Annotated in this window: 16 protein-coding genes and 3 pseudogenes; 17 read left to right on the forward strand and 2 right to left on the reverse strand. The window is 37.3% G+C overall.

Translation table 11 applies throughout. The features are described 5' to 3' along the window. Positions 1–28 precede the first annotated feature (28 nt). The 6 genes from ACFSMW_RS07165 to rlmH all read left to right on the forward strand — a co-directional run bounded on the left by ACFSMW_RS07165 (position 29) and on the right by rlmH (position 5665). Positions 29–1624 carry an ABC transporter substrate-binding protein gene (locus ACFSMW_RS07165; protein WP_390354331.1) on the forward strand — a complete coding sequence of 532 codons (1596 nt, stop codon included), beginning with the start codon at positions 29–31 and terminating at the stop codon, positions 1622–1624. 80 nt (positions 1625–1704) lie between these two features. Next, the gene (locus ACFSMW_RS07170) at positions 1705–2721 is read left to right on the forward strand and encodes an ABC transporter ATP-binding protein (protein ID WP_390354333.1); all 1017 of its coding nucleotides are present in this window, start codon (positions 1705–1707) and stop codon (positions 2719–2721) included. Continuing rightward, positions 2718–3608, forward strand: coding sequence for an ATP-binding cassette domain-containing protein (locus tag ACFSMW_RS07175; RefSeq protein WP_390354334.1), 891 nt, complete (start codon positions 2718–2720; stop codon positions 3606–3608). Before ACFSMW_RS07170 ends, ACFSMW_RS07175 begins: the two co-directional genes overlap by 4 nt. Positions 3609–3640: 32 nt before the next feature. Further along, complete coding sequence (locus ACFSMW_RS07180) at positions 3641–4531, forward strand: GNAT family N-acetyltransferase (protein ID WP_390354336.1); 891 nt, start codon at positions 3641–3643, stop codon at positions 4529–4531. 135 nt (positions 4532–4666) lie between these two features. Beyond that, positions 4667–5017 carry a hypothetical protein gene (locus tag ACFSMW_RS07185; RefSeq protein ID WP_390354338.1) on the forward strand — a complete coding sequence of 117 codons (351 nt, stop codon included), beginning with the start codon at positions 4667–4669 and terminating at the stop codon, positions 5015–5017. A gap of 168 nt (positions 5018–5185) precedes the next feature. After that, entirely contained in the window at positions 5186–5665 is a 480-nt protein-coding gene (rlmH, locus tag ACFSMW_RS07190) for a 23S rRNA (pseudouridine(1915)-N(3))-methyltransferase RlmH (RefSeq protein WP_390354339.1), read from the forward strand. Positions 5666–5861: 196 nt separating this feature from the next. Here the strand turns inward: rlmH and ACFSMW_RS07195 are convergent. Then, a pseudogene (locus tag ACFSMW_RS07195) lies at positions 5862–6122 on the reverse strand (IS3 family transposase); the annotation flags it as partial. A gap of 209 nt (positions 6123–6331) precedes the next feature. On the opposite strand from ACFSMW_RS07195, the gene ACFSMW_RS07200 reads away from it, so the two are divergent. The 8 genes and pseudogenes from ACFSMW_RS07200 (at position 6332) to ACFSMW_RS07245 (ending at position 16830) form a co-directional block, all read left to right on the forward strand. Continuing rightward, positions 6332–7015: a hypothetical protein gene (locus ACFSMW_RS07200; protein WP_390354341.1), complete on the forward strand. Its 684-nt coding sequence runs from the start codon at positions 6332–6334 to the stop codon at positions 7013–7015. Positions 7016–7500: 485 nt separating this feature from the next. After that, positions 7501–9435 (forward strand): DNA/RNA helicase domain-containing protein, encoded by a 1935-nt coding sequence (locus ACFSMW_RS07205; protein ID WP_390354343.1) that lies wholly within the window; start codon positions 7501–7503, stop codon positions 9433–9435. A 460-nt stretch (positions 9436–9895) separates the two neighbouring features. Continuing rightward, positions 9896–10291: a (deoxy)nucleoside triphosphate pyrophosphohydrolase gene (locus ACFSMW_RS07210; RefSeq protein WP_390354345.1), complete on the forward strand. Its 396-nt coding sequence runs from the start codon at positions 9896–9898 to the stop codon at positions 10289–10291. 85 nt (positions 10292–10376) lie between these two features. Then, positions 10377–13265, forward strand: coding sequence for a DEAD/DEAH box helicase (locus ACFSMW_RS07215; RefSeq protein WP_390354346.1), 2889 nt, complete (start codon positions 10377–10379; stop codon positions 13263–13265). A gap of 200 nt (positions 13266–13465) precedes the next feature. Next, positions 13466–14619, forward strand: a pseudogene (locus ACFSMW_RS20370) (IS3 family transposase). Positions 14620–14839: 220 nt separating this feature from the next. After that, positions 14840–15445 carry a hypothetical protein gene (locus tag ACFSMW_RS07235; RefSeq protein WP_390354351.1) on the forward strand — a complete coding sequence of 202 codons (606 nt, stop codon included), beginning with the start codon at positions 14840–14842 and terminating at the stop codon, positions 15443–15445. A gap of 231 nt (positions 15446–15676) precedes the next feature. After that, entirely contained in the window at positions 15677–15967 is a 291-nt protein-coding gene (locus tag ACFSMW_RS07240) for a dsDNA nuclease domain-containing protein (RefSeq protein ID WP_390354353.1), read from the forward strand. A 629-nt stretch (positions 15968–16596) separates the two neighbouring features. After that, positions 16597–16830 carry a hypothetical protein gene (locus ACFSMW_RS07245; protein ID WP_390354355.1) on the forward strand — a complete coding sequence of 78 codons (234 nt, stop codon included), beginning with the start codon at positions 16597–16599 and terminating at the stop codon, positions 16828–16830. 484 nt (positions 16831–17314) lie between these two features. Here ACFSMW_RS07245 and ACFSMW_RS07250 read toward each other — a convergent pair whose 3' ends face one another. Then, entirely contained in the window at positions 17315–17791 is a 477-nt protein-coding gene (locus tag ACFSMW_RS07250; protein ID WP_390354357.1) for a PAS domain-containing protein, read from the reverse strand. Positions 17792–18111: 320 nt separating this feature from the next. On the opposite strand from ACFSMW_RS07250, the pseudogene ACFSMW_RS07255 reads away from it, so the two are divergent. The 3 genes and pseudogenes from ACFSMW_RS07255 to ACFSMW_RS07265 all read left to right on the forward strand — a co-directional run bounded on the left by ACFSMW_RS07255 (position 18112) and on the right by ACFSMW_RS07265 (position 22678). Beyond that, positions 18112–19520 (forward strand): annotated as a pseudogene (locus ACFSMW_RS07255) (ISLre2 family transposase). A gap of 384 nt (positions 19521–19904) precedes the next feature. Further along, positions 19905–20732, forward strand: coding sequence for a PRD domain-containing protein (locus tag ACFSMW_RS07260; RefSeq protein WP_390354358.1), 828 nt, complete (start codon positions 19905–19907; stop codon positions 20730–20732). A 50-nt stretch (positions 20733–20782) separates the two neighbouring features. Continuing rightward, positions 20783–22678 carry a glucose PTS transporter subunit IIA gene (locus tag ACFSMW_RS07265; protein WP_390354360.1) on the forward strand — a complete coding sequence of 632 codons (1896 nt, stop codon included), beginning with the start codon at positions 20783–20785 and terminating at the stop codon, positions 22676–22678. The last annotated feature ends 27 nt before the right edge of the window (positions 22679–22705 follow it).

The following is a 22705-nucleotide window of genomic DNA, read 5'->3' on the forward strand; positions in this document are numbered from 1 at the left end:
CAAGGTCAAGAAACCGAGGAGGTAGTTTATGAGAATAAAACGAAACATGACAAAGCTTACAACCGTCATATTATTTGTATTATTTTGTATCACACTTGCTGCTTGTTCAAGTGATGAGGGGAATCAAGATAAAGGTAAATCAGCAAAGAATTCAGATATGTCCAATACATTAGTATACGCAGGGGAAAGCGAGGATACCATTAACCCGATCCTCAACAGCCATGACGAATTGCCGGATATTATTTTCTCCGGACTGATGAAATATGATGCGAAGGGCAAGCCGATAGTGGATTTGGCTGAAAGCTATCAGTTTGATAAAGGAACCAATACCTATACGTTCAAACTAAAAAAAGGCGTGAAATGGCATGATGGGAAAGATTTCACCGCCGATGACGTTGTCTTTACGTATGATATTTTGACAAAAGATAAAACGTTATCAGCCAGTGTCACCAGCAATTTTGAAGATATAAGCAGTGTTAAGGCACTTGATGACCATACGGTTGTCATTAAACTGTCCAAATATAATGCAGCTATGCTTGATTATTTTACCATGGGTATTCTTCCGAAGCATTTACTTAAGGGGGAAGATATCAACACCGCTTCTTTTAACAAGCATCCAGTCGGTACAGGGCGTTATAAATTCAAAGATTGGGACACAGCAGGCGGTATGATCACCCTTGAAAGAAACGAAGATTACTATGATAAGGTGCCACGTATCAAGCGTGTCATTTATAAAACTGTTTCTGTTGAAAGTACAAAAGCAACGATGCTCCAATCAGGAGAAGCGGATCTTGCATGGCTGAACGCAAATTATGCGGAGGATTTCCGTGACAATGATCAGTATAAGAATATTGACTTTAAAACCGCCGACTATCGTGGTATGGCAATGGATTTCAAAACAGACTTCTGGAAGAAGCATGCTGACTCCGTTAGTGTATTAAACTATGCCATCGACAAACAAAAAATTGTTGACAGTGTGCTGAAAGGCAACGGATTTCCCGCCTACAGCCCAATTCAGCTCAGTGCTTATGGCGGCAACAAAGCCGCAAATATGTATCCGTATGATCTGGGTCAATTCAAGAAAGCGATGAAGGACCTTGGCTGGGAGAAAGGTAAAGACGGGCTGTATGAGAGGGACGGTGAAACATTCCGTTTCACCATTCAAGTTCGTGACTATGAGGAAGAGCGTGTAGATATCGCAAAAATCGTCTCAACAATGCTGAAAAAAGCTGGTGTCGACATGGAAGTGGAGCTTGTTAATAAGTTTGACTGGGATGCGGGCTATAACGGTTTCCTTTATGGCGGTGCAGCTCAGTTCGACCCTGATATGAGCTATGTCAGCTTTGTTACCGGAGCAAGCGATAACCTGATGCACTATTCCAATGACAAAGTGGATGAACTGCTAAAGGCTGGCAGACATACGTCTGATAAAAAAGAAAGAAAAAAAATATACAATGATTTCGAAGTTGCTTACGCTAAACACCCAAGTATCGTTTTTGTCTCGTATCTCGACGGGAACTATGTAAGCATCTCAGGACTTGAAGGACTTGATACAAGAAGAGTTCTTGGTCATCATGCGGTAGGTGTGATGTGGAACATTGAAAATTGGACGCTTAAAAAATAAAGCTGTATCTGCTATCACCGGGTGTTCAATTGAGCACCCGGCCGTTCCTTAACAAATAAAATGGAGATGTTTTAATAACCATGGAACCAATCCTACAACTAAAAAATTTATCGGTTAGCTTTGATACACAGGATGGTGAAGTAGAGGCTGTCAGAGATGTGAACTTATCCCTTCAAAAAGGTGAGATTTTGGCGCTTGTAGGTGAATCTGGCTGCGGAAAAACCGTGTTGACTCAATCCGTTTTGAAACTGCTCCCGAAAACATCAAGAATCAAAAACGGACAGATCATCGTTGACGGTGAAGATATTACGAATGCGAAAGAGAAAAGAATGCGGAATCTTAGAGGATCAGTTATGTCCATGGTGTTCCAGGATCCGATGACAACCTTGAATCCAACGATTCCGATTGGCAAACAGATTACAGAGGCTGTCCTGAAGCATCACAAAGTCAGTAAGGAAGAGGCGAAACGAAGAGCTGTAGAGATGCTCTCTTTAGTAGGTATTGACGATCCTGTATACAGATTTTCCTTACAACCGCACTTTTTCTCAGGGGGGATGCGCCAAAGATGTGTACTGGCCATCGCATTAGCGTCCAATCCCGATATCCTGTTTGCGGATGAGCCGACAACTGCACTGGATGTAACTGTCCAAGCGAAAATAATCGATCTTCTTTTAGATATCAGAGACAAGACAGAGATATCAATAGTATTTATCTCTCATGATTTAGGTGTGGTGGCGCGCATCGCAGACCGTGTGGCAGTGATGTATGCCGGGAAAATCGTAGAAATCGGTACTGCGGAAGAAATATTTTATGATCCCCGCCATCCGTATACATGGGGGTTGCTGGCGGCTCTGCCATCTCATACAAAAGAGGGGGACACTCTTAGAAGCATCCAGGGCATGCCTCCTGTCATGCTAAATCCTCCTCCCGGCGATGCCTTTGCTGTTCGAAATGATTATGCTTTGGCCATCGACTATGAAGAGATGCCTCCAATGTTTCCAATCACTGCGACCCATTATGCGGCGACCTGGCTGCTTGATGAACGAGCACCGCAGGTCAAGCCGCCGATTTTGCCGAAAAGGGGAGCGGATATATGAATGCATCAGATAGTATACTGGATGTACGTAAACTGAAACAATATTTTCATGTCAATAAGAACCTGACAATGAAGGCTGTGGATGATGTAAGTTTCCAGATCAAGAAGGGAGAAATCTTCGGCCTTGTCGGTGAGACAGGGTCAGGCAAATCAACGATAGCGCGTACAATCATGGGCATTTACCCCGCTGTCGAAGGCGAGATCTATTTTAAAGGGGAAATGATTTCTAATCAAAGGATATTTCGCCAAAACAAAAAAAAGGTGCGCAGAAATATGCAGACAATCTTTCAAGATTCAGCTGCAGCGCTCAATCCAAGAATGACCATCGAACAAATCATTGCCGAGCCATTAAGAATTCACCGACTTGCAAGCGGGAAAAAGGAGCTGCAAGAAAAGATAGATCGATTGCTGCTGGAAGTGGGGCTGGATAGCAGCCTCAAATCAAAATATCCTGGCGAAATATCAGGAGGACAGCGACAGCGGGTAGCAATTGCAAGATGTATCGGTATGGATCCCGATTTAATTATCGCTGATGAACCGATTGCATCGTTGGATATTTCTATCCAGGCACAAATTGTGACCTTATTCCAGGATTTACAAAGGAAATATGGTTTCACTTTCCTTTTTATCGCGCATGACCTTTCCATTATCCGTTTTATCAGTGATAAAGTCGGCGTGATGCTGCAAGGCAAAATGATGGAGATGGCACCGACAAAGGAACTGTTTGAAAACCCCCTTCATCCTTATACGAAGGCCCTTCTCTCAGCTGTCCCTGTTCCGGACCCCATATATGAAAAGAACAAGAAAATCCTGACATATGATGTAAACAGCTTAAAGCCCGACGGTCACATGACAGAAGTCTTACCGGGACACTTGGTATATCAATGAGCTGACATCCTATGGGAAAGGGGCATGATGTTATGCACAGCTATCAGCTTATCCAAGATTTTAAAGATAATGATACATTCAGGGAAAGCTTTTTTACCTTGGCTGATTTGGTTTTCAAGGTTGATTTCCGTCCCTGGTATGAAAAAGGCTGCTGGACATACAAATTCATCTGCTATGCATATGTGGACAAGGAGCGCGTCATCGCTAATGTCTCCGTCAATCAGATGAAGCTGCTAATCCACGGGAAAAAAAAGCGCGCAATCCAAATCGGCACGGTCATGACACACCCTTATTACCGGCATCAAGGTCTAATAAAAAAGTTGATGCATCATGTGCTCGATATTTATCAGGATTCGTACGACTTCATCTATCTGTTCGCCAATCAGACGGTACTGGACTTTTATCCTGCCTTCGGTTTTCAAAGGGTGCAGGAATACAAATATATCCTAGACGCGGCAAGCTTGCCGAAGCCCACGTCTTCTTTACATCCAGCATACCGCAAATTGGACATTCATGATCGGGACGACTTTTCCCTCCTGCGTGAGTTTGCAGTGGATGGCATTTCCTATGCAAAGATCATTGATGTCAGAGATAACACACATTTGCGCATGTTTTATTTTCTCATCGCGCTACCTGACTGTATTTATTATTTGGAGGAATATGATGCGGTTATATTGTTTCAGCAGTCAGAAGACCAGCTGCATCTCTTTGACGTCCTTAGCAGGACAAGGCAGCCATTGGAAGCCATGATAAGTAACATGATCTCCCTTGGAACGAAGGAAATCAGATGCCATTTCATACCGGAGTTGGAAAACAAGCAATTACGCATAGAGAAAATTACCGGAGAAGATATGCTGTTTGTACGGCCAACAGTCGATTTCCATACAGCATATCCATTAATTCCGCTGACATCTCATGCGTAAAAAAACAACAGGAGCGGCGGTTGATTTTCTGAAGGAAAGGAAGCAATTATCCCGTTTTTCGGACAGGTGCCCATACCTTCAATAGGCATTTGCATACACTGCTGTATGACGAATCCTTGAGATGAGGGAAATGATATGAATCATGAATGGTATATGCCCGCAGTCACATCTGAGCCATTTCCATATGGCGACGGGCAGGAAGAAATGATGTACAGACCAGTACACGGCGGCGGGCCGCATGGTCCCCACGGCAATCCCGGCTATCACGGAGGACCTGGCAGACCTCCATTTGGCGGTGGCGGTTTTCCGGTAGGCGTTCCATTACTGGGCGGCTTGGCCGGCGGACTGCTGGCAGGATCACTGCTATCCTACGGTGGCGGTTATCCATATGGACCTTACCCATATGGGGGACCAGGATATGGATACTATCCAGGTGGCCCATATCAGCCATACCCTGGCTACTCGCCTTATAATGGTTTTTACTAAAGTCAGGGGCAGTTGAATAGCAACACCAAAAGAGTCATCACGCTTCTGGAAAACGTGGTGGCTCTTGTTTGTGTGTGTCATCAGTGGCATATGCATCAATCTGGGAATTAAATACTCGTAGAATATGGTATACTTAGCAAAAATGCGCGTGAAAAGGAAGCTTAAATCATGAAAATAAAGATTGTAACTGTCGGAAAGTTAAAGGAAAAATATTTAAAACAAGGTATCCAGGAATACTGCAAGCGTATGCAGGCCTATGCTAATCTTGAAATCATAGAAGTAGCGGATGAAAAAGCACCGGAAAATATGAGTGATGCCGAAGCAACTGAAGTGAAGCGCAAGGAAGGAGAGCGGATTCTGGCGCATATCCCGGCTGATATGTATGTCATCACACTGGAAATCAACGGTAAAATGTTGACATCAGAGCAATTTGCAGCAAAGCTGGACGAGCTCACCACGTATGGAAAAAGTAAAATTGCATTGGTGATCGGCGGCTCACTGGGGCTGAGTGATGCGGTTTTGAAGCGGAGTGACTTTGCATTGTCGTTTTCCAAGATGACCTTCCCACATCAGCTGATGCGTTTGATTCTGCTGGAGCAGGTGTATCGGGCGTTTAGGATTGTTAGGGGGGAACCGTATCATAAATAATTTATAACAACGAGGTCATCAAAGTGTTGGTGAAAATAAAGGGATCTGTATTATAATGTCGGATATTCAACAGGGAAATGGAGTATGCTAAATCCTTAGATCGAATTAATCAAAAAAGGGAAGATTCATTTTATTGTAATTACTAAAAAATGAAAAAAGCCCAAAATGGTGGTTACCCCTAAAAGTTAGAGTTTTATTATGCGGCTGATTGGCTGGATTGAGTTCGGTATTCGACTGGACTCAATCCAGCCAATTTTTCTTTTGCTCGTTCATGATTATATCAGTAGATATATTCTTCAATCTGTTTTTTTAATGCTTCATAGCTCACCAATTCTTCTCCATGGTACATTTCTTGCTTTAAAATACCGAAGAAATTCTCCATCGAGGCGTTATCTGCACAGGTTACTTTGCGTGACATGCTTTGAAATACTTTATTTTCTTTTAATGTCCTTACCCACTATTTGTTTTTTAGTTATAGTGAGAAGTGAAAGAAAGCTCGATCGAAGCCTCGAGGATTATGAATCCGAATTAAAAACAGGGCTTCTTCACTTTCATTTTTGAATTAGGTTTAAGTATGTTGGGGCAGTAAAGCTCGTGTATAGGAAATTGGAATTGAAATGAATAAGTGAAGATCTTTCATAAAAAACAAAGGAAAGAGGTAGTTGAATGGGAACAGTAATGGCTTTAGATATTTCAATGGGGAAAAGCTATAAAGTTGTTTATGATGGTCAAAATTACCTTACTGAAGGAGAAATAATTGCTATTTATGGGATTCACCACGGAGTGATGAATTTCGTAAGCAGATTAAAGGCTATAGTGAGGCTGCAACATTTTTGTTTGAAAATTTTAAAGTGTCAAGAGATGAAGCGTTATTTTTCCGATAGTTTCTTAATGAGAAATGCTATTGAGATAGGATTAAAAAGACTCCTTCATATGCAGATGGACCAAGCGGTTGACTTGCATATCGTTATAAGGAAAAGGAATTCACACTTGTTATCTAATGACCTATGGAATTCAATCAAACCGATGTTAGTTCATTACTCCAAAGAAGATAATCAAAAAGAAGAAACACTTGAACTAGCTGAGAACTATATTAGGTCTTTAGATTGTATAGATAAGCATGGAGATATATTTAGGTATCCATGTACATACAGCAATGAGTATAAGTTTAATGATGAAGAAATTGATGTAGCTAACTTTTACAGCTATTTATTAGGAATTTTCCACTTTATTGACAGTTGTGAAGCGTGGTTAGATAATATCAAAGACTATGAAATGGAAGTAAAAAATGAGAACAGAGCTGAAATGCGAAGTGAAAGGGTATCAGAGATGAGGACTTATATGGAATAAGAATATTAATAATGTACATGCTAAAGGCATATTCAAAACATGAGGGCATGCACCTGTATCAGAATTTGTACATGTTAATGGTCAGACAGCTGATCGGGCATATTGAATTAGTTCTGAAGAACTGTAGAGATGGTCAGTTTACGAGCTACAACAGATAAATACTATTTTCATTTTAATTAATTCAAAAAGTGGTAGTATTTCATAATGATTATTTAAATTATAACTATAAAAATTTATTTAAAATAGCTCCATTAAACTGAGGGTGCAAAAGTTTTGTTGCACAAACAACTAGATGTTGAAAGGAAATAGGGAGACATGCAAGAAATAAGAAAAGAGAAATATAAGGGGAAATATAGTACAATTGAACTGTATACTTAAAAACTACTAAATCGTTTCTTATGAAATTCGAGAGATGTGAAGAAAACCATTTCTTACTTAAGATTGTGTATTAGAAAATAGTGTATGAATGTTAGTGAGGGTTAAACATGATTGTATATGAAGCAAGCAAACAGGAATTTTTAAAGCACGTTGATCATGATCAAATCGTAGCACATATATTAAAAGAGTTTAATTTAAAGTTAGGGCGTACGAGTGAATCAGAGATTCGTTCTTGGGATAACTCGATGCTACACATGTATCGCGTGTTAAATGATCCTTCTATTCCAGATGATGCAGGGGTGGCTATTGAGTATAGGATCCCAAATACTTCAAAACGCGTAGATTTTCTAATTTCAGGTCATGATGGTGATCAAGACTCTGTCATTATAGTTGAGCTTAAACAGTGGTCAGAAGTTAAAAAAGTAGAGGGGAAGGAAGCTATCGTAAAAACCTTTCTTAACCGAGGTATATGCGAGGTCGCCCATCCTTCCTATCAAGCGTGGTCCTATGCAGCATTAATTGAAGATTATAACGAAAATGTACAAGAGCAATTGATTCAATTAAAGCCTTGTGCTTATTTACATAATTATAGAAAAGCAGAAAAGGACCCTCTAACAGACAATTATTATGACTATTATTTAGATCTGGCACCTGTATATACAAAGGGTGATGTTGAGAAATTAAGGACATTTATTAAGAAATATATTAAATATGGCGATAGCAAGGATATTATCTACCAAATTGACCAAGGAAGAATCAGGCCTTCAAAATCCTTACAAGACTCCTTAGCAAGCATGTTAAAGGGAAATCAAGAGTTTGTGATGATTGACGAACAAAAGGTAATTTATGAAACGGCTTTAGAGTTAGCAAAAAGAGCGATTGAAACAGGGATCAAGCAAGTGATGATTATTGAGGGTGGCCCGGGGACCGGGAAATCAGTATTAGCTATTAATCTACTAGTTGCCCTTACGAATCATTCATTAACTTGCCAGTATGTTACAAAAAATTCTGCACCAAGAAACGTATATTCCACAAAGTTAAAAGGTGATTTTAGAAAAACACGGATTGATAATTTATTTAAAGGATCGGGCAGCTACACGGAATCAGATCTAAATGAATTAGATGTTTTAATTGTTGATGAGGCTCATCGTCTGAATAAAAAGTCAGGTATGTTTCAAAACTTAGGCGAGAATCAAATCAAAGAAGTTATTCATGCGTCTAACATGTCCATTTTTTTTATCGATGAGAACCAACGTGTGACATTAAAAGACATTGGTAGTGTGGAAATGATTAGGAACTTTGCTGAAGAATATGGGTCTGAAATTACACCGGGAGAATTAGCTTCTCAATTTAGATGTGATGGTTCAGATGGTTATATAGCATGGTTAGATGATGTATTGCAAATTAGGGAAACAGCCAACGCCAATGATATGGGATTAGATTATGATTTCCAAGTGTTCTCTAATCCTCATGAAATGAAGCAACAAATTGAATTGAAAAATGAGAAAAGTAACAAGTCAAGAATTGTAGCTGGCTATTGCTGGGAATGGCCCAAGAAAAATCGTACAAAGTCTGGTTATCACGATATAAAGATAGAAGAACATAACTTTGGAATGAGTTGGAACCTAGATAATACATCTACATGGGCAATTGACAATGAATCGATTCATGAAGCCGGCTGCATTCATACTTGTCAAGGACTAGAATTTGATTACGTCGGAGTAATAATAGGTGACGACTTACGATATGAAAATGGCAAAGTCATTACAGATTATTCTAAAAGGGCAAAATCTGATCAATCTTTGAAAGGCATTAAAAAGATGATGAAGGAAAATCCTGTGGAAGCTCAAGAAATAGCCGATAGTATTATACGTAATACATATAGGACTTTGATGACCAGGGGACAAAAGGGTTGTTATATTTATTGTACAGATAAAGGGATGGGAGAATACTTTAGAAATAGGTTGAAACGTGAAGAGCTATATAGTAGAGAAGAAGGCAACGCAATGCAGGTTGCTGAGGTTCACAGTAAATACGATTGATAGTGTTTGTGTGAGGTTCACAAAGTATTCGGAATATCTCATTTCTCAATACTTAAAATCTCAACTTAAATGCTTATTCAATATTTGAAGTTGTTAATGATCATAGAATTACTTCCTCGTAATAACTTGAATATGGACAGAATAACATCCAAAAAACTAGATCAATATTATTAGTATAACAATTGTGAATACTCTGGGTTTAGATATGTTGCTTGGAATAGACATTTACTGTAGTGTTCTGAACAATGTCCTGTGTTATTACGGTAGTTTCATAACAGACTTTTTGTTGGTGTAGACCATTTTGACTTCAAAAGGTACGTTAGGATCAATTCAATAGACGAAGACGACTATATATCGATTATTAACTATAAAAGTACTTATTCCCAATTGTTAGCAGAAGTAAATTAAATCTTTAGATATGTTAAGTTATAATTAGTATACAATTAAGGAGAGTATTTACATGAGAAAAACAATAAACGTAGTAGGGGCTGTAATAAAGCGAAACAAAAAAATCCTCTGTGCCCAAAGAGGAACCGAAAAATCCCTTCCTTTAAAATGGGAGTTTCCTGGTGGTAAAATTGAGCAAGGGGAAACTCCTCAAGAAGCCTTAAAAAGAGAGTTAACAGAAGAAATGAAGTGTTCAATCTCAGTAGGAGAAGCGGTAGAAGATACTACTTACGAATATGACTTTGGAGTTGTGAATTTAAAGACATACTATTGTGAACTAAGTGAGGGAGAGCCTTTTTTAACAGAACACGTAGATATAAAATGGCTATTACCAGAAGAATTAGGTTCCTTAGATTGGGCACCTGCAGATATTCCTGCGATAGAGAAAATAGTTTCAGACCATAAATAGGTATATTTTACTAATTATCCATTTGCACACTGCTTAGAAAAGCATTACAATTATACTAATTAATTGGTAATGATTGGTGGAGTAAATGGATAATTTTATTAGTAGCTTAAAAGATTCATTGCATAATGGTTTTATCGATCATACATATAGTAACCAAAAGAGCTTTAACCCGCAGCTCTTAGTAAATAATTACCATGAAAATACAACAGTTTTACAGGCTTTATTAGAGGAATTAGAAGTTTGCAATGGCTTTATTTTCTCAGTTGCCTTTATTACTGAGAGTGGTCTAGCGATGTTCAAGACGCATCTTTTTGATCTTGCGCGGAAAGGGATTAAGGGCCGGATTCTGACGTCTACTTTTTTGCAGTTCAATTCACCAAAGGCTTTTAAAGAATTGCTGAAGATTGAGAATGTAGAAGTGAGATTAACAGATTTACCTGGTTTTCATGCGAAAGTTTATATCTTTGAACACAATACGCATCATGCTTTAGTTATTGGAAGTTCAAACTTAACAGCGCAGGCGCTTAAAGTTAATTATGAGTGGAATGTAAAGTTAAACTCGCATGAAAATGGAGAAATTATTCAACACTTTTCTAATCAGTTCGAGGATGTTTGGGATCAATCTAAACCACTAACAGAACAGTGGATCGCCCAATATGAGAGCATCTATCAGGATAATAGAGAGAAGCGTGCATTGGAAAAAGTTATTGAGCTGCCTTCTGATTATAAGATAAATACGGTTCAAGAAGCTCTGAGTATTAAGCCTAACAAAATGCAGAAAGCGGCTTTGTCACAAATCCAAGCAGTAAGAGACGCAGGGCATAAAAAAGGACTCGTAATTTCTGCAACAGGTACCGGAAAAACTTTCCTGTCAGCCTTTGATGTCCGTAGTTTCCAACCAAGGCGAATGCTATTTATTGTTCACCGTGAACAAATCTTGCAGAAGGCTATGACGGACTATCAACAAATCCTAGGTGCGCTAAGTCATGAACTCGGTATCTTTTCAGGCTCTTCGCGAAAGATAGATAGTAAATATGTATTCGCCACTATTCAAACGTTGTCAAAGACGGAAAACTTATCTTTATTTGAAAATGATGCCTTTGATTATATTTTAATTGATGAAGTTCACAAAGCGGGTGCGCAATCTTATCAACGAGTGATCGATTATTTTACTCCTGCCTTTATGTTAGGAATGACAGCAACTCCGGAGCGTATGGATGACTTTAATATATATGAGCTATTTGATTATAATATCGCATACGAAATTCGCCTACAGGAGGCGTTGGAGGAAGATATGCTGTCCCCCTTCCATTATTACGGAGTTACGGATATTGAATATAATGGGGAATTAATTAGCGATACAGCGTTGCTCTCTCATTTGATTACGGATGAACGAATTAACCATATCATTGAGAAGATAAACTATTATGGCTTTTCTGGTGAAACGGTTAAAGGACTCATCTTTTGCAGTAGAAAGGAAGAAACACATCAGCTGGCCGCTGCCTTAAACGATAAAGGTTTTCGAACCTGTGCTTTAACTGGTGATGATTCACAGGATGAGCGTTTAAGACGAGTTGAGCAATTGGAAAATGGTAAACTTGATTACATTTTAACGGTTGATATTTTTAATGAAGGAATAGATATTCCATGTATTAATCAGGTTGTTATGCTGCGCCAGACTCAATCTAGCATTGTCTTTATTCAACAGCTTGGCCGCGGATTAAGAAAGCATGCATCTAAACAGTATGTAACGATTATTGATTTTATTGGTAATTATAAAAACAACTATTTAATCCCTGTTGCTCTATCAGGTGATAGCTCGCAGAACAAAGATAATATTAGAAGACGAATTAAAAATACCAATTTTATTAAAGGGATCTCCACTGTAAATTTTGAAGAAGTAGCGAAGAAACAAATCTATCAGTCTATCAATAATAGCAAGCTAACAGCAATGAAGACACTAAAAGAAGCATATACAGTGTTGAAAAACAGGTTAGGGAGAGTACCATATTTACAGGACTTTATTTTGAATCACTCACTTGATCCTGAGGTATTAATGCAACGAAAACCAAACTATCATCATTTTTTATTGGCTATGAAGGAAGAAATATTACCCCTTACAGCTTATGAAGACAAAGTCTTAACGATGATTTCTCAAGAGTTGGTAAATGGAAAACGAGTGCATGAAATAATCCTGTTAGAATTGTTAATGAAGCATCCAACAATCTCACTCGAAGACTATAAGAATGCATTGGCACAAAATAACCAGCGCAATGATGAACAAACAATCCAATCTGTTCTTCGTATTGTTGATTTAACGTTTTTTAATCAGGCAAATCAAAGGAAATATGGTGAGACTCCGCTTGTTACGTTGGCAGGCAATTATCTGAAGCTGGCTAATGATTTAGCAGACGGCCTTGCTACAAATGGCTTGTTTACCCAGTTGGTTAGTGATGCCCTAACTTGTGCTCAATTGCGTAACGAGAGATATGATCATAATGAGCTTACTTTATATGAAAAATATACTAGAAAAGATGCTTGTCGTCTATTGAAATGGAGTAATGATGAAAGTTCCACAATATACGGCTACAAAACGAAACACAAGACTTGCCCTATCTTCGTAACTTATCATAAACACGAGGAAGTAGAATCAAGCGTGGCCTATGGGGACGAATTTTTAAATGAGCATACATTAAGGTGGTACACTAGAAGTAAACGCACCACTGCCTCTAAAGAAGTGATTGATATAATCGAAGCAGATAATAAAGGGATAGAGATCCATTTGTTTGTAAAAAGGGATGACGATGAAGGAACTGACTTTTATTATTTAGGACAAGCCCACCCAGATATCGAAACAGTGAAGCAGGAAGAAATGCGGAATGCGGAAGATAAAGTTATCCCTGTTGTAACGATGAATATTTTGCTTGAAAACCCGATTGAGAAGAGTATTTACCGTTATTTGTTAGATGGATGACTTGAATTAGTGTTTATTAAATAGAATGCAAGTAAAACCCCTGTAATTCCAAAGTTCAGTTAGCCTGGCCACTTTTCATTAGTTGCCAGTTATAGAGTGGAGGATTTAAATTTAGTATAATACTTGATGCTAGTCTAATAATTGGACACGGAGAATGGAGGTTTCTATACTGTAAATAATAATTTCTGGGAGCGTCCAAAATGGCTAAAGGTTACGATAAAGAGTTTAAACTATATGCTGTCAAATTGGTAGTGGAAGACGGCAAGAAGGTTGCGGAAGTCGCAAGGGAATTGGATTTGGTGCATCAGACACTGCACAAATGGGTTGCAAAATATAAAGAGGAGCAGGGGATGGTTTTGTAGGCAGTGGAAACCGAAGCCCGAATGATAAAGCAGAATATGAAAAGGACAAACGAATTCGTGATTTGGAAGAGGAAGTAGCTATTTTAAAAAAGGCTATGGGCATCTTCGCAAAAAACCAGAAGTAATTTATGACTTCATTGAAAAACACCGCCACGAGTTTCGTGTAGCGAGGATGTGTCAGGTGTTGGGAGTGTCCAAAAGTGGGTATTACCATTGGAGGGATCGACCCCAGTGCAAACGAAAAAGCGAAAGAAAAAGCTTGCAGCACAGGTCAAACGAATATTTGTTGAATCTGAGAAAAGATATGGAAGTCCGAAAATCACTAGAATACTAAATGAGAATGGCTGGAATGTGTCGCAAAAGACAGTAACGCGTATCATGAGTGAGAACAGTCTGCGTTCCAAGACAGTGAAAAAATATAAAGCAACGACAAATTCCAAACATAACTATCCCGTAATCTGTTAAAGCAGCAGTTTCACGTGGATAAACCTGGCGCAGTCTGGGTCAGCGACATCACATACGTGTGGACAAAAGAAGGTTGGTTATATTTAGCCACTGTAATGGACCTGTTTTCAAGAAGAATCATCGGGTGGGAAATGAGTCATCGAATGACAAAGGAACTGACAATCACGGCTTTAAAGAGGGCTATTAATCAACAGCTGCCAAACGAAGGGCTGATTCATCATTCTGATCGAGGCAGCCAATACGCCGTAACTGATTATCAAGCAATTCTACAAGACTATAAAATCACCACGAGTATGAGCAGGAAAGGAAACTGTTATGACAACGCCTGTATCGAATCGTTTCACAGTATAATTAAGAAGGAACTAATATTTCACGAGAAGTTTCAAACACGCGCTGAAGCTAAACGAAGTATATTCGCCTATATTATGACCTTTTATAATTTCAAGCGTATTCATTCAGTTATTGATTATATGTCGCCGTTACAGTATGAAAAAATGTATATTCAACGGCTAAAATCAACTGCATGAAGGGAATTCAACATCCTCTCAGGTGACGTTAGGGTGAATACCCTTACGCCAACTGAATGGATAGCAAGCAACGCGCGGTAGCAGTTTTAGGATTTTCAACATTTCGTGTGTCCAATTTATTGACATAGATCCATTATTGTTAAATAAATTGAAATTAATAGAGCGATTCAATACCAAGTTTATCTTGAACGCTTAAAGAAAAAGCACAGGGTGATAGAAAATGAGTCTAGTAATGATTTTTATAGTAGTGATTATAATCTTGTTTCTGTTAATCTATTACGATAAAAAAACTAATTATGGAAACATTCCGATTTATATGAGGCAATTCGAAAACGGAGAGTATTATTTCTTTGTTAGGGTTTTCGTTTGGCAAAAAAACAAAATCATGCAAGCCCAAAAACTATATATGCAAAATACTTATTTACATTTCAATGGCTATGAGTATGTAATTACTCATGGCGGGCTATTGTTTCCAGTAAATAATGCTCTTTTCATAGAGAAAGAAATTAGGTATTTTGGAAAGGCAATTTCGAAGCAAGGAAGTGAAAACTATAACAATATTGTTATTAATCAATATGGCGAAGGATTGATATCTATAGACCTCAGTTCTAATGAAATAGTAAGTATAGAAAAATATATATCACAGGACAATACAATAGATTTACAAGACAAAGAGGTTATAGAAGCATTCTTACAGAAGTTAAAAAATAAGCAATTAATAGAACAACAAGAATTAAGCTATATATATACTCTATTTTTAAAATACGAACCATTAGCGAGTTTTGGTATTAATCTATTTAATTTTTTGAAGAGTTTTTTAAAATAACACATTAATTGTCTTGTATATTAATTTTTATAGTAATAATAAATTAAGTTATTATTTAGAAAATATTCTTATAGTGAAGAACATTTTTTTTATGTCAGTTCCACCTGGCTTTTACTATTATAATCAAAAGTACTATTTTAGAAGAACTTGTTTTGGAAATAAATGACATGCAACTCAAGTTGCAATCGAATATACATATTTTTTAAATATAATTGTATTAGAGGTGATTAGGTGGATAAACTAAAAGATTCCTTTGTTAAGCCTAGAGACACTAGTGGTCCCCGTTCTTCAAATAGATTTGATTACCAAAAGGATTGGGCTATTTTAAAGATGATGGAAATGTATGAAGTAGAAGAAGACTTCTTATTAGTTATGGACTATTATGATGATGTTGTTGTTTATGATTCAGCTACAGACCTTGAAAATATTTCCTTTTCTCAGATAAAGACAAGTTCAAAAAACTGGACTCTGAACTCTTTAACAAAAAGAAAACCAGGAGCGGAAGGAAGTTGTAGCTATTGACACGGTTCAATTTAAAAAAGAGATTGATGAGTTATTATCGCTTTATGATGTATTAAACAAAAAAGGTTCTAAGTTAAAACAGAAAATCTTAGAGTTAGAAAATCATAAGATACACATAGAACAGCAAATCAAAGTAGTAAACCGCACTATAGCTGAATTAAAGGATGATTTTGAATTTGCAATGGAACAAACTGATTCTGTAGAGTGTCCGACGTGCGGTAATATTTATGAGAACTCATTTGCAGAGCGTTTTGCAATTGCAAAAGATGAAGATACTTGTAAAGATTTGTTATTGAGTCTGAATTCAGACTTAAAAAAATTGTAGAAAGCATTCAATCTGAATACAAAAGTTATGATAAGAATAATCATGAGCAAGAAAAAATAAAGGGTATTCTCTCAAAAAAACAAGGAGCAGTAAAGCTGAAAGATATAATATTAAATGAAGGAAAAAGAGAAATGAACTTACTTATGGAGGAAGAAATAAGTTCATTAAATAATGAAATATATAATAAATCGAGGATTTAAAAGAAGAATTAAAAGAATTCGAGGATAAGAAACGACAAAAAGAAATTAGAACAAAATACTTTAACTTAATGCAAAGTAATTTAATGAAGCTAGATGTATTAACAATGAGCGAAAAATCATACAAAAAAATCACTTCCAAAATAGCGGAGACTGGAAGTGGTAAACCTAGAGCATTATTAGCATATTATTTTAGTATTCTTGAAGTAATGAAGGAGTTCTCAACTTCAGTGTTCTGTCCAATAGTTATTGACTCCCCCAACCAACAAGACAAAGAAAAAGCAAACTTGGATAAAATGTTAGACTTTATAATAGAAAAAAACCAGAAGGTTCACAATTAATATTGGGTCTTGTTGAAATGAATGATATAAGTTTTGAAGGAAAAACTCTTATTTTGGATAAGAAACACAGCTTACTTGGAAAGAGTGATTATCCTACAATCTCTGTGGAGATAAAAGGTTTATTGGAAAAATGTGAATGAATATTAAACACAGCTTTCGTATCAAGCGCACGAAAGCTGTTATTTTGACTTGAAAACCTCACTTAGATATACTACGGAGAACCGTATCATAAATAAGAGTGGTTTTTAGCCCCCTCATATTTTGTTTGAAACAGAACCACCGAATATTCTATTTTTTACCTTTAGCCGGGTAAATACTATACGTGTGATACCAGTTCCATGTTTGGTTTCTGCTTTTTTTAAAATAACTACGCTAACTATATACATGGTGCATACACGGAAATAAAGAAAAACACATTGAATTGGGGTGCAGTACCAAATCCAGTGTGTTTTTCAGCGGTCTCTCAATTTGAAAAAGATATTTTTCACTCTGGTTTAACAGCAATAAATTCGCCAATGGTATCAGGGGTGTGTTTACCTTCTTTTCCTTGGAAAAGGTCGATATTAACGGTCACATCCATACATCCAAGATATTTTCCGTTTTCGTCACGTACTGCCATGAATTTTTGATAAATTTGACCGGATTCACCAGAGCGTTTCGGGAACCAAAACTCCCATTCATCGCGTGTTCCTGAATGAAAATCCTTTAACAATTTTTCCACGTAATGAACTACTTGTGGGTGAAGCTCAAGCACATGGCGGCCAATTGCTTCTTTACGACGACCATGGACGCGGTTTGGATTATTTGAATACCAGCGGAAAATATCGTTAGCATCGCAAAAACCCATTTCAAATGGTAAAAGATTGATAATTGAATCCAAAGTGCTTGCTTTAATTGCACCAGTTTCAAAATTAATAATAGCTTCAGGACTAATTAATTCTGACAACTTCACTTCAGACATTTATAACCTCTCCTTTATGTGATCTCCCTTTATGAGGAGAATGTAATAGTAAAAATATTTGTGAGAAAAGACCACTACTTTTAGGTGAGTTCCATCTCATTAGAATGATATCATTAATAACGAGAGCGAATTGTGATTTATCTCACAAATATAAGTAACGGAGGTTTTGAATTTCCAACCCCCCCTGGAACCTGTCCAGTATGTATAAAATTATACTCGGTGGGGGCATAGGGCTTTCCAATAGCCAAAAAGGAGAAGGCACTCTATCATTAAAATGTATGCTTTGCACGGCATAATACATTTTGGAAAGAGGCCTTCTCATGGAAAAAATTATAACAAAGCTATTTAAATTAATAAAGGATACAACAAATCTGTTGGGAATGGAAGATAGAGCACAAATCCTGATGTATGAGCTGTTTGGTTCCTTAGTGGGGCGTGTGTTCACTGAATTGGATAATGTTATTGTTTCGTAGCGATGGGCAGATGGCTGGAAAGCGGAAAGAACGGATTCAAGGAGTCTCCATTTTATGTTTGGGACAGTTATCTTTAATCATACCTTGATGCACGATAAAAATGGCAAGGCAGTCTATCCATTTGACGAGTGGATTGGTCTGCGAAAGAGGCAGCGGTATAGCCCATTAGTTGAGCTGAAAGTGGCTGAAATGGCGAGTGAAAGCACTTATCGGCAAGTGGCACGGACGCTTGAAGAATGGACGCCTGTGAATTTAAGCCATCAAACGGTAGGAAACATGGTGAAGGCAGTTGGAAAAGCCCAAGCAGATGCAGATAAGGAAATGGTAACGGAATTGGATGAGGCCGCGTCCCTACCAGATGGGAAAAAGGTTGATTTTTACTATGCGGAAGCAGACGATGTCTTTATTCGCGGGCTGAAAAAGAAACAAAGTATGGAAGTGCACCATACAGTCATGTACGAGGGTTGGAATGTAAATGGTAAACGTGTTTCTTTAAAGGAACCGGTGGTGGTTATGACGATGCAATCCACGGATGTATTTTGGGATGAAACACAGGCAATGGCAGCGAATCGCTATGCATTGGAAGACGCGCAAGTGGTCACCAACAGTGATGGCGGCCTAGGCCATACGGTTGAAAGGTTTCAAACAGCCTTCTCCCAATCGAATAAACCCGTGTTGAATCAATTGGATGATTACCATGTTTCCCAAGGCTTCAATCGTGCTTTTGGCAGTGGTAACACCACATACAAGAACGCGACCAAAAAAGCTTTGAAAAAACATGATAAAGATGCATTCAGACTTCAACTGGACACTTAAGAAAGTACATTGGAAGATGATAAGCAGATCGAGAAGATTGATATATTCCGTGGCTCCATTCTCAAGAACTGGGAACGCATTTATGACTGGCGGGAAAACATGATGGACTGCCCGGAAGGGGCAGGAAATTGGGTGCTATGTAGTTCAACCAAAGGCATATTTCTTTTCGCATGAAAAAGCGAGGGATGCACTGGAGTGTAGCTGGTGGCGAGGCTATGGTGAAAATTAAACAGGGAATGTTGAACAATACTTTGAGAAGGGCCTATCTTAACGTAAATGACCGAAGTGCCAGGAAACAGCGAGATGTGAAAAAGGCTGTCAGAGTAGCCCAATTTCTACGTCAGCCAACACTGCCATCTATTGGGGCACAACAGGGCTCTATTGCGTTGTATACGGCACATTCCACAGCAACTGGAAACTTGGTCAAGGCATTACAATAACTCCTTGTTTTTGATGGAAGGGTCTTTGGTTTTGAAGACCGTTCCGGCAAAAATGAGACCAGCAAGCAAAGCGCGGTAGCTGAAAAAGTGTACAAAATGAGAGCGCCGGAAATATTGACCTATTAACACTGTCGAGAAAAACTTAACACATACTTTTCGGAATACTGTGTTGACAATATTTTAATAGAGTATTATACTGAATTTAAATTAAATGGGATTGTAACTTCTTTAAAAGGCATAACCTATACTCATAACTGAGTATTATACTGAATTTAATAAATAGGACTGTAACTTCTTTGAAGGCATAACCTATACTCATAATTATTTATGTGTATTGGAGGTGTCTTTAAAGAAGTTTTTTTTGATTAATAGAGGTGAATATGGATGTTAGTTAAAAAGAAGATAAACAATAATTTTGCGTTGTGCGTAGATTCTAACAGCCAAGAGTTAATAGCTTATGGACTTGGTATTGGATTTGGCAAAATTCCGTATGAACTAACTGATTTATCCAAAATCGAAAGAACTTTTTACAATGTGGACAGCCAAATGTATTTTTTAGTTGGGAATATTTCGGATGACATATTTAAGATTTCCTCTAGAATCGTTGATTTGGCAAATGCTTATTTGAATGAATCATTATCACAAAATCTTGTTTTTTCTCTTGCGGATCACATTCAATTTGCAATTGAAAGAAAAAAAAGAGGGATTTTTGTAAAAAATCCCTTAGGAAGAGATGTGGAGTATCTTTATAAAAAAGAAATGCAAGTTGGTCGAATTGCCCGTCAGCTTATTTCTGACGAATTAAATATTTTATTACCTCGTGAAGAAGAAGCAAATATAGCGGTACATTTTATTATGGCCGAAACAAATATTGATAATGTACAAGAACTTGAGAAAACGGAAGGAATAATAGATAATGTGGCAAATATTATAGAAAAAGAACTAAATTTTAAAATTAATAAAGAAAGCACACAATACACACGGTTTTTAGTGCACCTAGAATATTTATTTAAAAGAATTTCACAACAAGATAAGGCGCGTAAATCTAAAAGCAAAATGTATGCGATAACAAAATCTGAATATCCTGCAGTTAATAATGCAGTTCTTTTACTTGAAGAATACCTGCATTCAGAATATAGACAGCATTTAAATGAAGATGAGCTTCTATATTTATTACTTCACATTAACCGACTGTTCAATGCGGAGAATTAAACTTTAGATTATTGCAAAGTTACTAATTAGGGGGGGGGAGTTATCTTGTAATGAATAAATATGAAAATTTATCTAAGCATATTCTTGAATATATTGGCGGGAAGGATAATGTAGTTTCTTACACTAATTGTGTGACACGTTTGCGGATTGTAACTAAGGATAGAAGTATCATAGATATAGAACAAATTCAAAAACTAAAAGGTGTTTTAGGTACACAGTTTGTAGGTGAGCAACTTCAAATAATTATTGGTCAAGATGTAGTCAATGTAGCAAATGCTTTTGGTGAAGTCTTAGGAAAAAATTCAAACGACCTTATAAAAAACGATGTAGATAAACCAAAAAAAAGGTTTACAGTTAAATCATTTTTTTCAGATACTTTAATCGGTACGCTATCTGCATGTGTTTTTCCAGTATTACCCATTTTCATGGGAGCTGGAATGATAAAATTAATTGTTAATATTTTAGGTCCGAATCTTCTGAATTGGTTTTCTGAAGATAGCAATCTTTTACGGCTTCTAGGTCTTGTGGGAGATGCAGGGTTTTATTTCATGCCAGTTTTCATTGCGTGGTCGGCTGCACGACACTTCAAAACAAGTATTCCAATGGCAATATTTTTAGGTTCAATATTAGTTCATCCTGAGCTAATCAATATTGTAACAGAAGGAAAAGACTTTAGTGTTTATGGAATCCCTATGACTTTAACAACTTATACAAATCAACTCATTCCTTCTATTCTAATTGTATGGATCATGTCGTACGTCTATAAGTATGTTGAAAAAGTAATTCCACAATCATTACGTTACGTTTTTGTACCTATGGTGACAGCTTTAATTATGTTGCCTTTAATGTTATCTTTCATTGGACCTTTTGGAACGTATGTCGGAATTTTAATTGCAAATGTTGTGAATTGGCTAGCGGCAACGGTAGGACCTCTAGCTGTTGGCATAATTGGTGGCCTATGGTATATCCTTGTTGGGTTAGGTATGGATAAAGCCTTATTACCAATAATTTTTAATCAGTTCTCTACTCAAGGTTATGATGATTTATTTTGGTTGAGTGCAGTAGTGGGTACATATGCTTTAATGGGGGTCGCTTTGGCACATGTTATTCGAAGCAAAAAAGAGGAAAGAGGTTTGGGAATTTCAAACTCGATTACTTTAATATTTGGTGGCGTAAGTGAACCAACATTATTTAGTGTGATTTTTCGTTTCAAGAAAGCAATTATGTGGCTTTTTGCAGGTGGATTTATAGGAGGAGCGATTGCCTCAATTTTTAACGTTAAAGCGTATGCTTACGGTGCTGGGAATCTATTGTTTTTTACAGTGTTTGCCGGTGGTGATGGAAAAGCTTTTGTACCTGGCATAATTGCTTGTGCAGTATCTTTCGCTGTTAGTTTTTCTTTGAGTCTAATTTTTGGTTTTGGTGAGGTTAAAAAAGACAAAACTGAATTGGAATTAAAAAAAGAAAATAATGTAAACTTTTCAGCAACGGAACCTGATGAAAAGAATACTATTTTATCGCCATTGAGAGGCAAGGTTCTCTCTCTTAAAGATGTTAAGGATTCTACCTTTTCAAATAATTTAGTGGGAACGGGATGCGCTATATTTCCATCGGAAGGGAAAGTTATTGCTCCTTTTGATGGAGAAGTGATTTCAGTGTTTCCAACAAATCACGCTATAGGGTTGAAAAGAAAAGACGGTTTGGAATTAATGATTCATATAGGATTAGAAACTGTTAATGAAAATGGTAAGGGGTACACTCCAAATGTAAAGGCAGGTGATAGCATAAGTAAAGGTGAAATTATTATGGAATTTGATCTCGATTATCTGGTAAAAAAGGGTTATGATATGACAACGCCTATCATAGTAACCTCTGGACAGAAGGCAGTACCTTTAGTAGAAGAGCAGGTAGTAAATCCAACTGAACAGTTATTACTGTTAGTTTAATTAAATTATAACTAAAAGGAGAAGAAG

This window comes from Tigheibacillus halophilus, from assembly GCF_042683165.1.
Lineage (GTDB): Bacteria > Bacillota > Bacilli > Bacillales > Amphibacillaceae > Tigheibacillus > Tigheibacillus halophilus.

Excerpts from the sequence above, each read along its gene's own strand:
- ACFSMW_RS07165 (WP_390354331.1), top strand. The coding sequence starts at position 29 with ATGAGAATAAAACGAAACATGACAAAGCTTACAACCGTCATATTATTT.
- ACFSMW_RS07170 (WP_390354333.1), top strand. The coding sequence starts at position 1,705 with ATGGAACCAATCCTACAACTAAAAAATTTATCGGTTAGCTTTGATACA.
- ACFSMW_RS07175 (WP_390354334.1), top strand. The coding sequence starts at position 2,718 with ATGAATGCATCAGATAGTATACTGGATGTACGTAAACTGAAACAATAT.
- ACFSMW_RS07180 (WP_390354336.1), top strand. The coding sequence starts at position 3,641 with ATGCACAGCTATCAGCTTATCCAAGATTTTAAAGATAATGATACATTC.
- ACFSMW_RS07185 (WP_390354338.1), top strand. The coding sequence starts at position 4,667 with ATGAATCATGAATGGTATATGCCCGCAGTCACATCTGAGCCATTTCCA.
- rlmH (WP_390354339.1), top strand. The coding sequence starts at position 5,186 with ATGAAAATAAAGATTGTAACTGTCGGAAAGTTAAAGGAAAAATATTTA.
- ACFSMW_RS07200 (WP_390354341.1), top strand. The coding sequence starts at position 6,332 with ATGGGAACAGTAATGGCTTTAGATATTTCAATGGGGAAAAGCTATAAA.
- ACFSMW_RS07205 (WP_390354343.1), top strand. The coding sequence starts at position 7,501 with ATGATTGTATATGAAGCAAGCAAACAGGAATTTTTAAAGCACGTTGAT.
- ACFSMW_RS07210 (WP_390354345.1), top strand. The coding sequence starts at position 9,896 with ATGAGAAAAACAATAAACGTAGTAGGGGCTGTAATAAAGCGAAACAAA.
- ACFSMW_RS07215 (WP_390354346.1), top strand. The coding sequence starts at position 10,377 with ATGGATAATTTTATTAGTAGCTTAAAAGATTCATTGCATAATGGTTTT.
- ACFSMW_RS07235 (WP_390354351.1), top strand. The coding sequence starts at position 14,840 with ATGAGTCTAGTAATGATTTTTATAGTAGTGATTATAATCTTGTTTCTG.
- ACFSMW_RS07245 (WP_390354355.1), top strand. The coding sequence starts at position 16,597 with ATGAGCGAAAAATCATACAAAAAAATCACTTCCAAAATAGCGGAGACT.
- ACFSMW_RS07250 (WP_390354357.1), bottom strand. The coding sequence starts at position 17,791 with ATGTCTGAAGTGAAGTTGTCAGAATTAATTAGTCCTGAAGCTATTATT.
- ACFSMW_RS07260 (WP_390354358.1), top strand. The coding sequence starts at position 19,905 with ATGTTAGTTAAAAAGAAGATAAACAATAATTTTGCGTTGTGCGTAGAT.
- ACFSMW_RS07265 (WP_390354360.1), top strand. The coding sequence starts at position 20,783 with ATGAATAAATATGAAAATTTATCTAAGCATATTCTTGAATATATTGGC.